This window comes from Ancylobacter sp., assembly GCF_965249975.1.
GTDB lineage: Bacteria > Pseudomonadota > Alphaproteobacteria > Rhizobiales > Xanthobacteraceae > Ancylobacter.
In genome coordinates, this window is sequence record NZ_CBDFNE010000003.1 from 560,246 (window position 1) to 571,966 (window position 11,721).

Below are 11,721 nucleotides of genomic sequence, written 5' to 3' on the forward strand. Positions count from 1 at the left end.
GATGAGTGTATCCACTTATCCAGTCTTGATCGGACCACGCGGGTTCGTCAACGGGTCAGCCGCCGCGATACCGATTTTATGTGGGGGAAGGCCGCTCGCGGCGAGCAAAGGCCGGTGGTGGCAGGCAGCCGCGCCCGCGCGCCGGCGCCAGCCTTGTCAGGCGGACGCTACTTCAGCAGGTCCTGCAGGCTGGTCGGCGGGCTGTCCTTGCGCGCGAGGTCGAGCCCCAGCAGCAGCTCGGTAATATGCTCGCGCATGATCGCGGCCGCCTTCAGCGGCTCGCCCTCGGCGATGGCGTCCACCAGTTCCTTGTGCGCCTCGCATTTGCAGGTGGTCTCGCGCTGCGTCCAGTACAGCGCGATGATCAGCGAGGAATGCGAGACGAGGTCGCGCACGAACCCGGTATAGATCGAATGGCCGGCGATCTCGGCGATCTCGACATGGAAATGCGCGGAAAGGGCGATGGCCTCGGCGGCATTGGCGTCGGTCGCCAGCGCCTCGCGCTCCCGGGCGAGATGCGCCCGCAAATGGGCGATGTCGGCGGGCGTCGCCGTCCGCGCCGCCAGCGCCGCCAGTTGCGGCTCGATCAGCCCGCGCGCCTCGAACACCTCGCGCGCCTCCTTGGTGGAGGGGCTGGCGACGAAGGCGCCACGATTCGGCTCCAGCCGCACCAGCCGGTCATGCGACAGCGCCTGCAGGGCGGCGCGCACCACGGTGCGGCTCACCGCATAGATCGCGGCAAGCGCGTCTTCCGGCAGCTTGGTGCCCGGTGCGAGCTTGCGGCCGATGATGGCCTCGCGCAGCGCGGCATAGACGCCTTGCCAGCGGGCGGCGGGCTTTTCAGGTTCGGGAACGGTCACAAGCATCTTCTTCGCTCTTGCCGTTCCGGCATTGGCACGTAACGTGAATCCGGGTCCCCCGATCAGTCGTAATATCGAGTGCCGTCCGTCACGTCGTCAAGCGCCGGGGGCCAGCTGGGAAAAAATCCCCGAATAGGTCTTGGGGCGCGGCGGCGCGTAGCCGCCGACCTTGGAGGTGCGCAACCCGAGTTGCACCAGCGACTCGGCGAGCTTCACCGCGCAGGCGACGCCGTCGAGCACCGGAACGCCCACCTCCTGGGAGAGGCGCCCGGCAAGGTCCGCCATGCCGGCGCAGCCGAGCACGATGGCCTCGGCGCGGTCCTCGGCCAGCGAACGGCGGATTTCGTCCAAGATGCGCGCAGACGCGTTCGAGCCGGGCTCCTCAAGCTCCAGCACCGCCACCTCGGAGGAGCGCACCCGGGCGCAACGCTCCATCAACCCGTAGCGCTTCAGATTGTGCTCAATGGCCGGCACGGAGCGCGCCAGCGTCGTCACCACACCGAACCGGCCCGCCACAAGGCTCGCCATGTGGAACGCCGCCTCGCCAATGCCGATCACCGGCGCCGAGGTGGCGCAGCGGGCGGCGTCGAGCCCGGTATCGTCGAAGCAGGCAATGATATAGGCGTCCATATCCGGCTGCTTGCGGATCTCCGCGATCAGGCCGGGGATCGAGAACACCTCGTCATAATAGCCCTCGATGCTCACCGGCCCGTCCGGCGGGTTGACGGCGAGCACCTGCGTGCCCGGCGCGGCGGCGCCCTGCGCGGCGGCGCCGATCTTCGCGGTCATCGACGCGGTGGTGTTTGGATTAACGACAAGAATACGCATCGATTGATCCTAGATCTCTCCGCCGAGATAGAGCTTCTTCACGCGGTCATCGTTCAGCATGTCGGCGGAATCGCCGCTCAGCGCAATGGAACCAATGGTCAACGCATAGGCCCTCTGCGAAATACGCAGCGCCATGCGCGAGTTCTGCTCCACCAGCAGCACGCTCACCTTGTCGTCGCGGTTGATGGCGACGATGGAGCGGGCAATGTCCTGCACCAGCTTCGGCGCCACGCCGAGCGAGGGCTCGTCCAGCAGCAGCAGGCGGGGACGGGCCATCAGCGCGCGGCCGATCACCAGCATCTGCTGCTCGCCCCCGCTCATCGTGCCCGCCGCCTGGGAATAGCGCTCCTTCAGCCGGGGGAAGCGCGTCAGCACCATGTCCAGCGATTGCTGGATCTCGCTCTTGGAGGAGCGGGTGAAGGCACCCATCAGCAGATTGTCGCGCACCGACATCAGCGGGAACACCCGCCTTCCCTCCGGCACCATGGAGATGCCGGCGCGCACGATGTCATCGGAGGCCATGCCGTCGAGGCGACGGCCATCGAAGGTGATCTGGCCGGAGCGGATTTTGCGCAGGCCGGTGATGGCCCGCAGGATCGAGGACTTGCCGGCGCCGTTGGCGCCGATCAGCGCCACCGTCTCGCCCTCGTTCACCGCGAGCGAAACGCCCTTCAGCGCATAGACGTGGTCGTAATAGAGATGAACGTCGTCGAATGAGAGAAGGCTTGTCATCGCTACATTCCGATCGACTCGTCCTCGACCCCGAGATAGGCGTCGATGACGTTCTGGTTTTCCTGGATGTCCTTCGGCGTGCCCTCGGCGATCTTCTGGCCGAAATTCAGCACCACGATGCGATCGGAAATATTCATCACCGCCGGCATGTCGTGCTCGACGAGCAGGATGGTGACCCCGCGCGCCCGCACCGCCCGCACGATTTCCACCGCGCGCCGTGTCTCGTCATGGTTCATGCCAGCGAAAGGCTCGTCGAGCAGCAGCACCGCCGGGTTGGTGGCGAGGCCGATGGCGATGCCGAGCGCACGCAGATGGCCGTGCGGCAGGTTGCTGGCGATCTCGTGGCGCTGGTGGCCGAGGCCGAGGAAATCGATGATCTCGTCGGCCGAGCGGGCGAAGGCCGCCTCGTCCTCGCGCGCGGTCCGCGTGCCGAAGAAGAAGCCGGCGAGCCCGGTGCGCGCGCGCAGCTGGTGCGCGATGATGATGTTGTCGCGCACGCTCATCGTCTTGAAGATGGTGGTTTCCTGGAAGGTCCGCACCACGCCGAGCCGCGCCACCTTGTGCGGCGACAGGCCGGAAATGCGTTCACCCCGGAAGCGCACCTCGCCCTCGGTGGGGGTGACGAAGGAGGCGATCTGCTTGAACAGCGTCGACTTGCCCGCCCCGTTCGGCCCGATCACCGAGAGGATTTCATGCTCCTTCACCCCGAAGGAGATGCCGCTATTGGCGATCAGCCCGCCATAGCGCTTGGTCAGATTGGAGACTTCGAGAATGTAGTCCATGCTCAGGCTCCCTTCTTGCGGGGCAGCCGCAGGCTGAGCAGCCCGTTGGGCAGCACCAGCATCAGCACGATCAGCGCGCTGGAGAAGATGAGAAGCTGGTAGACGCCGGTCTGGAACAGCAGGTCCCAGCCGAAATACAGCGCGAAGGTGCCAAGGATCGGCCCCAGCACATAATGCAGGCCGCCGAGGAAGCAGTTCAGCATGAAGTTGACGGAATCCGCGACCGTGAAGCTCGACGGATAGATCGACTGCGAGATCGCCGCGAACATCGCCCCGCCCAGCCCGCCGAGGAAGGACGAGATGGCATAGGCGAGCACGCGGATGGAGGCGATGTTGACCCCGATGGAGGAGGCCAGCTCCTCATTCTGCTGCAGCGACAGGCAGATATGGCCGATGCGCGAATGCACGAGCCGGTACAGCGCACCGAAACACAGCACCAGCAGCAGCACGGAGGCGAGGTAGAAGGCGAGGCGCGGATTCTCCAGCGTGGCGAAATCCGGGATCAGCGTCAGGCCGAACAGGCTCACCCCGCCCGGCAGCGGGATGGAGACGATGCCCTTGGCACCATTTGTGATCGGCACGGCGAGCGCGAGAAGCCGCATCACTTCGGTCAGCGTCAGCGTCACCATGGCGAAATAGACGCCGCGCAGCCGCAGGATCGGCAGGCCGATCAGCACGCTGGCCAGCGCGCAGACGAGCCCCGCCGCCGGCAGCGTGAGCCAGAAGGACACGCCATAGGCCGTGACCAGCACCGCCGAGACATAGCCGCCGAGCAGCGCGAAGGCGCCCTGCCCGATATTGATCCGGCCGATATAGAAGGTCAGCCACACGCCGCCGCTGATGATTGAGAGCAAGGCGACGGAAGTGAGGGTGTAATAGAGGTCGTTGCGCCCGGTCGCGGCGATCAGGGCCGGCACGCCGGCCAGCAGAAACAGGACGAAGGCTGCGGCAAGGAGAAGCTTGGTTGCGTTGTTCACCGGTTCAGCCCCACGGCTTGCCCATCAGCCCGTTCGGGCGAAGGCTCAGGAACACCATCAGCAGCACGAAGATGACGAGATAGGTCACGTCGCCGAACTCGCGCAGCACGTTGAGGCCGACCGATTCCATCATGCCGAGGATGAACCCGCCGGCGATGGCGCCACCGACGACACCCGCGCCGCCGATCATCACCATGAGAAACGCCTTGATGGAGATCGGGCCGCCAATGCCGGAATTGACGCCGGTAATGGTGACGAGCAGGCCGCCGACGACACCGGCGAGCAGCGCGCCGAGCGCGAAGCCGATCATCGAGTAGCGGTCGACATTCACGCCCATCAGCTGCGCCGCCACGCGGTCCTGCGCCAGCGCCCGCATGGCGCGGCCGGTGCGGCTGTACTGCATATAGGCCATGAAGGAGGCGATCATGGCGATGGCGATCACCCCGACGAGGATGCGGTCATAGGGCATGACCAGGCTGTCGGAGACGAACACGCCGTTGATGATCTTCGGGACGCCGCGCTGCTTCTCGCCGAATAGGATGAGAATGATGGCGTCCATCAGGAAGGCGATCGCCGCGGCGAGCAGCATGGTGCTCTCCTCGCGCGAACTTCGCCGGATCACCGGGCGGAAGAGGAATTTCTCCACCAGCGCGCCGACAATGGCGAGGGTCAGCGCCGAACAGGCCAGCGCCAGCACGAAGGGCAGGCCGAGCTGGCCATAGATCGTGTAGGTGACGAAGCCGCCGAGGACGTACATCTGCCCATGGGCGAAGTTGAGCACGTTCATCAGCGCGAAGATGAGGGTCAGTCCGAGCGCGATCAGCGCGTATTGCGCGCCGAGATACAGCCCGTTGGCGATAACCTGTTCCATCCGAGGATCTCCATCGGTGAGAGGCCGGCACGCAGGCGCGCACCGGCCTCAACGGGGGTGAAGGAGCCTCAGTCGACTTCGCCGACGAACAGGGTCTCGAACGCGCCGTCCTTGTACTGCGTCACCACCATCGGCACGGAAAGCTGGCGCTTCTGGCCGAAGGAGGTGGTGCCGACATATTTGAGCGTGCCTTCCTTCACATAGGGATTGGGCGCGCTGAACGTGTCGACGGTCTTCTTGAACTCGGCGACATCGTTGATCGCCTTCGGATTGGCCTTGAGTGTCTCGATGATGTAGTCGAGCGCATAGACCTTGGTGTTGGACTCGTCGTTATACTCGCCGAACTTCTTGGTGTAGCGGGCGATGAACTCGTCCATCGTCTTGGAGCGGATCGCCGGCGTCGAGGCGCCACCGACCGAAATGAAGCCGTCGGCCAGTTCGCCCGCGCCTTCCTTCAGCACCGCCGCGTCATGCGCGGTCTCGGTGGAGATGAGGCCGGTATAGCCGAGCTCGCGCGCAGCGCGGATCAGCAGCGGCGCATTGCCGGGCGAGACGCCGGAGAGCACCAGCAGGTCAGGCTTCAGCCGGATGATGGGCGTCAGCACCGGGGTGAAGTCGCGGGTGTCGTTGGGATAGGTGTCGTTCTGCGCCACCACCTCAAGGCCCAGCGCCTTGGCCGCCGCCACGCCGCCATCGCGCTGGCTCAGCGGATCGGACTCATTGGCAGCGATGAACGCCACCTTCTTCACGCCCTTGTTTTCCTTGAGGTATTTGTAGATCGCCGGCGCGGACTGATAGTTGGCGATCATGCCCAGCACGGCGTTGGACGCCGGCTTGGTGTACAGCTCCTTGGGGAAGGCATAGGGGAAATAGATGATCCCCTTGGATTCCGCGACCGGCCGCACGGCGGCGGCGCCGTCATCGACATTCGGCCCCACGACATAGTGGATGCCCTCCTGCGCCATCTTCTCCATGCCGGCGATGGCGCGCTTGGGGTCCTTCTGGTCGTCGAAGGTGACGACATTGATCTTGTAGGTGTCGTCGCCGATCTTCACCCCGCCCAGCTCGTTGAGCCAGTCGGCGCGCACCTGCATGGAGCGCACATTCGAGGTGCCCCAGGCGGCGGCGGGGCCGCTGGTGACGCCGACGAAGCCGATCTTCAGCTCCTTCTCGGCGGCGGTGGCGGGGGCGAGGCCGGCCGAAAGGGCGAGGCCGGAAACGGCGGCGAGGGCAGTGCCCATCAGAACGGAGCGGCGCGTGGTCATCGGGGTGTTTCCTCTGTGAACTTGACGCGGGCGGCGACCTTGCTCGGCGCTCTGTTCTCCCGCGTTCTGCTGTCATGAGAGGGCACGCCCACAGGATTGTCAACATTGACGGAGATTTTTGGATACAATACCGTATGCGAAGAAAACGAGGACGAAACGGATGGCCGGCGCACCCCTTGCCAGCCCCCGCAACTCCCGCGATTTTCCATGATCTTGCAGCGCCGGTGACAGAGCATGGCCCATCCCCCGCCCTACCCTCGCGATCTTCTCGGCTATGGCAGTGCGCCGCCCGATCCGCGCTGGCCGGGCGGGGCCCGGGTCGCGGTGCAGTTCGTCGTCAATTACGAGGAAGGCGGCGAAAACTGCCTCCTGCATGGCGACGCCGCCTCCGAGGCCTTCCTCTCGGATGTGCTCGGCGCTCAGCCCTGGCCGGGCCAGCGGCACATGAATGTCGAGAGCATGTATGAATATGGGTCGCGCGCCGGGTTCTGGCGGCTGCGACGGATCTTCCGCGAGCGCGACCTGCCGGTAACGGTCTATGGCGTCGCCACCGCGCTGATGCGCTCGCCGGAGCAGGTAGCGGCGATGAAGGAAGATGGCTGGGAAATCGCCAGCCACGGCCTCAAATGGATCGACTACCGCAACATCCCCGAGACGGAGGAGCGCGCGCATTTGCGCGAGGCCATCCGCCTTCACCGCGAGGTCACGGGCGAGCGGCCGCTCGGCATGTATCTCGGCCGCACCTCGGAGAACACGCAGCGCCTGGTGATGGAGGAAGGCGGCTTCCGCTATTCCTCGGATTCCTACGCCGACGACCTGCCCTATTGGCTGACCGGGCGCGGCGGGCCGCATCTCGTCATTCCCTACACGCTCGACGCCAACGACATGCGCTTCACCAATGCGCAGGGCTTCGCCCATGGCGAGGACTTCTTCGTCTATCTGCGCGACAGCTTCGACCAGCTCTATGAGGAGGGCGCCGACGCCCCGCGCATGATGACGGTTGGCCTGCATTGCCGCCTCGCCGGCCGCCCCGGCCGCGCCCGCGGGCTGGTGCGGTTTCTCGACCATCTCGCCCGCCATGACCGGGTGTGGGTGCCACGCCGCATCGACATCGCCGAGCACTGGCACCGCGAACACGCGCCGGTGGCGGCATGAACCACGCCCCCTCCACCCTGCCGCGCGGTGCGGCGCTGATGGCGCGCCTTGACGAACTCGCCCGCCATTCCGATGAGCCGGGACGGCTGACCCGCCTCTATCTCTCGCCCGCCCATCGCAGCGCGGCGCGGCTCGTTGCCGGCTGGATGGAAGAGGCCGGCATGAGCGTGCATATGGACGCTGTCGGCAATGTCGTCGGGCGCTATGCCGGCCAGAGCGCGGACGCGCCCGTGCTGCTGCTGGGCTCGCATATCGACACGGTGCGCAACGCTGGCAAATATGACGGCAATCTCGGCGTGCTCGCCGCGATCCAGGCGGTCGGCGAGCTGAACGCGCGCGGCGAGCGCCTGCCCGTCGCCCTTGAGGTCCTCGCCTTCGGTGACGAGGAAGGCGTGCGCTTTCCCGTCACCCTCTCCGGCTCCCGCGCCGTCGCCGGCACGCTCGACCCCTCGGTGCTGGACGCCGTCGACGCCGACGGTGTCCGCCTGCGCGACGCGCTCCTCGCCTTCGGTGGCTGCCCCGACGCGCTCGCCAGTGCCCGGCACGAGGCGAGTGCCGTGGCGGGTTATGTCGAAATCCATATCGAACAGGGTCCGGTGCTGGAGAGCGAGGACCTCGCCGTCGGCGTCGTCACCGCCATCAGCGGCGCCAGCCGCTTCACCATCGACATTGACGGCGAGGCCGGCCATGCCGGAACCGTGCCGATGCATCTGCGCCACGATGCGGTGGCGGCGGCGGCGGAGATTGTGCTCGCGGTGGAGGAACTGGCGCAGCGCACGCCCGATCTCGTCGCCACGGTGGGATGCTTCACCGCCCTGCCCGGCGCGGTGAATGTGATCGCCGCCGGCGCGCGCCTCACCCTCGATATCCGCAGCCCGTTTGATGCGGTGCGTCGCGCCGCCATCGAGCAGTTGTCGAGCCGCTTCCAAGCCATCGGCACCCGGCGCGGCGTCAAGGTCGCAATGGCCTGCTTCTATGAGGCGCCGGCGGTGGCCTGCGACGACGCGCTGCAGGCCCGGCTGCAGCGGGCGGTGGAGCGGCAGAACATCCCGCCCCGTCACCTGCCGAGCGGCGCCGGCCATGACGGGCTCGCCATGGCCGCGCTCTGCCCCGTCGGCATGTTGTTCGTGCGCTGCGCCGGCGGCGTGAGCCACAGCCCCGCTGAATCGATCACCGTCGAGGATGCCGGGACGGCGGTCGCCGTGCTTCTCGATTTTCTCCGCGATTACGCGCCGCCCCGGCGCCCAGCCTCCTGACGGGTACCCCATGTCCACGCTTGCCCACCGCCTGAACGACATCATCGACCATGAGCGCGACCGTCAGATCGGCTTTCTCGCCGCGATCGTCCGCATGCCCTCCGACAATCCGGCCGGCGACTGCACCCCGCATGCCGAGGCCACCGCGCGCCTGATCGAGGCGCTTGGCTTCTCCGTCGAGCGCCACGCGGTGCCGGACGAACTTGTGCGCGCCAATGGCATGGTGTCGGCGACCAATCTGATTGTGCGCCACCGCTTCGGCGACGGCCCGGTGGTGGCGTTGAACGCCCATGGCGACGTGGTGCCGCCCGGCGAGGGCTGGACCCATGACCCCTATGGCGCCGAGATCGTCGATGGCTGGATGTATGGGCGCGGCGTCGCTGTCTCGAAGTCGGACTTCGCCACCTATCTCTGGGCGCTGATCGCGCTGAAACAGAGCGGCGCGGCGCTGGGCGGCACGGTGGAACTGCACTTCACCTATGACGAGGAGGCCGGCGGCGAGATCGGGCCGGGCTGGCTGCTGCGCGAAGGGCTGAGCCGGCCGGACTACGCGCTTTCCGCCGGCTTCTCCTATGGCGTGGTCAACGCCCATAATGGCTGCCTGCATCTGGAAGTCGAAGTGAACGGCCGCTCGGCCCATGCCGCCAAGCCGTTCACCGGCATCGACGCGCTGGAGGCGGCCAATCATGTGCTGAGCGCGCTCTATGCCTGGCGCAAGGGCCTGGCCGCGCGCGTCTCGGCCATTGCCGGCATTGGCAGCCCGCAAATGACAGTGGGGCTGATCCGGGGCGGCATCAATACCAATGTCGTGCCCGACCGCATCACCTTCCGCCTCGACCGGCGGATGATCCCGGAAGAGAACCCGGTGGAAGTGGAGGCGGAACTGCGCGCGGTGATCGCGGCGGCGGCGCAGGATTTCCCCGAGGCCCGGGTCGAGGTGCGCCGCATCCTGCTCGCCACCCCGCTCACCCCCACCCCCGCTTCCGAGCGGCTGAGCGAGATGCTGTGCCGCCATGCCAGCGCGGTGATGGGCGAGCCGATCAAAGCCGTCGGCGTGCCGCTCTACACCGACGCCCGGCTCTATGCGGCGGCCGGCGTGCCGACCGTGCTCTATGGCGCCGGCCCGCGCTCCATCGAGGAGGCCAACGCCCACCGCGCCGATGAGCGCCTGCCGCTGGCCGATCTGACGCGCGCCACCAAGGTCGTTGCGCGGACGCTGGCGGATGTGCTCGGCGGCGACCTGAGCTAGGCAAACGCGCCGGGCCGCCCTCACCCGCCCCCAAGGCGGCCCGGCGCGCCGTCTCCCGGCCGGACAGGCCGGGAGAGCTTCACGCGACAGGCGCGTCAGGCCGCGCGGCTGGCGGCGGGCACGGTGTCGGCGTGGCGGATTTCGGTGCCCAGCACCTTCAGGCATTCGCGCATGAAGGCGGCGAGCGCCGTCCAGCCCTTGGCCGAGACCATATTGCCGTCGACCAGCGCCTCGGTCGGGGAGAGGTCGACATAGGTGCCGCCGGCGAGGCGCACTTCCGGCTCGCAGGCGCCGAGCGCGCCAACCCGCTTGCCCGTCACCACCCCGTCGACGGCGATGAGGATCTGCACGCCGTGGCAGATGGTGAAGATCGGCTTTCCGGTCTCATGGAAGTGGCGGACCATGGCCTGGATGCGCTTGTCGGTGCGGATATATTCCGGCCCGCGTCCGCCAGCGCAGTAGACGGCGTCATACTCCTCCAGCTTCACCTCGGAGAAGGTCTTGTTGATGTCGGCGAGGTGGCCGTAGCGCTCGATATAGGTCTGGTGGCCCTCGAAATCGTGCAGCGAGGTCTGGATCTTGTCGCCGGCCTTCTTGTCCGGGCAGACGACGTGAACGGTGTGGCCGACAGCTTCCATTCCCTGCTGGAACACGAAAATCTCGTATTCCTCGGTGAACTCGCCGGTGAGCATCAGGATTTTCTTACCCGCCATGGTCGTTTCCTCAGCTTTGTCGTGGTTTATGAATCTGACGTAGCCCCGCGCCTCAGAAAGGCGAGTCCGGGAAATAATACTCGTCCGCGTTCTCCTTGGTGATCAGCGGCGCGTCGAGCTTCAGCGTGCCGCGCACCGGGGCATGGCCGGCGAAATGCGCGGCGGTCAGGTAGATCGCGGTCTTGATCATGGAGGGCGGATAGGGCGTCTCAACCGGCGTCACCGCGTCACCCGCCTTCACCTTCTCGATGATCTCCTTCATGCCGTTGCCGCCGAGGGCGAATTTGATCTCCTTGCGGCCGGACTGCTTGATCGCTTCCAGCACGCCGAGCAGCATGTCGTCGTCATTGGCCCACACCGCGTCGATCTGCGGGTATTTGGCCAGATAGTCCTGCATCAGCTTGAACGCCTCGTCGCTGTTCCAGTTGGCGTACTGGATGTCGAGGATCTTCATCTGCGTGCCGGCGATGCCGTCCTGGAAGCCCTTGATGCGCTCATCGTCGATCACGGTGGGGATGCCGCGCAGCACGACGAGATTGCCCTTGCCGCCCATCTTCTCCACCAGGAACTTCGCGGTGTTGTAGCCGACCGCGATGTTGTCGCCGGCGACATAGAGATCCTGGATCTTCGGATCGTTCAGCCCGCGATCGACCACGGTGATGAAGCTGCCCTTGTCCTTGATCGCCTTCACCGGCGTGGTCAGTTCCTCCGACGTGTGCGGCAGGATCACCAGCGCGTCGAGCTTGCGCGTCGCCGACAGGTCCTCGATGGCGCTCACCTGCGCGCTGGCCGAGGGCGAAGTCTTCACGATCACCTCGATGCCGGGAAACGCCTTGTTGATCTCCTTGGCGGCGGCATTGGCGTGATAGACGACGCCAGCGGTCCAGCCATGGTCGGCGGCGGGAATGGAGACGGCGATGGTCTTCTTCTCGGCGGCGAGGGCCGGGCCGGCGGCCAGCAGCGCCGTCGTCACGCCGGCGGCGATCAGGGTATGCTTGAGCATTGTTTCCTCCATGGTGCGGCAGTCTTGATT

The 11,721-nt window shown here is 66.5% G+C and carries 12 protein-coding genes; 3 read left to right on the plus strand and 9 right to left on the minus strand.

The window, feature by feature from the left end; translation table 11 throughout:
- Window positions 1–167 precede the first annotated feature (167 nt).
- The 7 genes from ACP2AH_RS02860 to ACP2AH_RS02890 all read right to left on the minus strand — a co-directional run bounded on the left by ACP2AH_RS02860 (window position 168) and on the right by ACP2AH_RS02890 (window position 6,315).
- Window positions 168–866, minus strand: a complete 699-nt coding sequence (locus ACP2AH_RS02860; protein ID WP_425104407.1) for a GntR family transcriptional regulator — start codon at window positions 864–866, stop codon at window positions 168–170.
- Between the two features lie 90 nt (window positions 867–956).
- Window positions 957–1,688 (minus strand): aspartate/glutamate racemase family protein, encoded by a 732-nt coding sequence (locus ACP2AH_RS02865; RefSeq protein ID WP_425104408.1) that lies wholly within the window; start codon window positions 1,686–1,688, stop codon window positions 957–959.
- 9 nt (window positions 1,689–1,697) lie between these two features.
- Window positions 1,698–2,420, minus strand: coding sequence for an ABC transporter ATP-binding protein (locus ACP2AH_RS02870; protein ID WP_425104409.1), 723 nt, complete (start codon window positions 2,418–2,420; stop codon window positions 1,698–1,700).
- A 2-nt stretch (window positions 2,421–2,422) separates the two neighbouring features.
- On the minus strand, window positions 2,423–3,202 hold the full coding sequence (locus tag ACP2AH_RS02875) for an ABC transporter ATP-binding protein (protein ID WP_425104410.1): 780 nt from the start codon (window positions 3,200–3,202) through the stop codon (window positions 2,423–2,425).
- Window positions 3,203–3,204: 2 nt separating this feature from the next.
- A complete protein-coding gene (locus ACP2AH_RS02880; RefSeq protein WP_425104411.1) occupies window positions 3,205–4,179 on the minus strand; it encodes a branched-chain amino acid ABC transporter permease in 975 nt (324 codons plus the stop codon).
- 4 nt (window positions 4,180–4,183) lie between these two features.
- Complete coding sequence (locus ACP2AH_RS02885) at window positions 4,184–5,050, minus strand: branched-chain amino acid ABC transporter permease (RefSeq protein WP_421697331.1); 867 nt, start codon at window positions 5,048–5,050, stop codon at window positions 4,184–4,186.
- A gap of 68 nt (window positions 5,051–5,118) precedes the next feature.
- On the minus strand, window positions 5,119–6,315 hold the full coding sequence (locus ACP2AH_RS02890; protein ID WP_425104412.1) for an ABC transporter substrate-binding protein: 1,197 nt from the start codon (window positions 6,313–6,315) through the stop codon (window positions 5,119–5,121).
- Window positions 6,316–6,549: 234 nt separating this feature from the next.
- On the opposite strand from ACP2AH_RS02890, the gene puuE reads away from it, so the two are divergent.
- The 3 genes from puuE to ACP2AH_RS02905 are packed head-to-tail and all read left to right on the plus strand — an operon-like array spanning window position 6,550 to window position 9,975.
- Window positions 6,550–7,470: an allantoinase PuuE gene (puuE, locus tag ACP2AH_RS02895; RefSeq protein WP_425104413.1), complete on the plus strand. Its 921-nt coding sequence runs from the start codon at window positions 6,550–6,552 to the stop codon at window positions 7,468–7,470.
- Window positions 7,467–8,726, plus strand: a complete 1,260-nt coding sequence (locus ACP2AH_RS02900; RefSeq protein ID WP_425104414.1) for an allantoate amidohydrolase — start codon at window positions 7,467–7,469, stop codon at window positions 8,724–8,726. The genes puuE and ACP2AH_RS02900 overlap by 4 nt, the downstream gene beginning before the upstream one ends.
- 10 nt (window positions 8,727–8,736) lie before the next feature.
- Entirely contained in the window at window positions 8,737–9,975 is a 1,239-nt protein-coding gene (locus tag ACP2AH_RS02905; protein WP_425104415.1) for a M20/M25/M40 family metallo-hydrolase, read from the plus strand.
- Between the two features lie 95 nt (window positions 9,976–10,070).
- On the opposite strand, the gene ACP2AH_RS02910 is transcribed toward ACP2AH_RS02905, so the two are convergent.
- Window positions 10,071–10,688, minus strand: a complete 618-nt coding sequence (locus ACP2AH_RS02910; protein ID WP_244377181.1) for a DJ-1/PfpI family protein — start codon at window positions 10,686–10,688, stop codon at window positions 10,071–10,073.
- A gap of 52 nt (window positions 10,689–10,740) precedes the next feature.
- Window positions 10,741–11,691, minus strand: coding sequence for a substrate-binding domain-containing protein (locus ACP2AH_RS02915; protein WP_425104416.1), 951 nt, complete (start codon window positions 11,689–11,691; stop codon window positions 10,741–10,743).
- Between the last annotated feature and the right edge of the window lie 30 nt (window positions 11,692–11,721).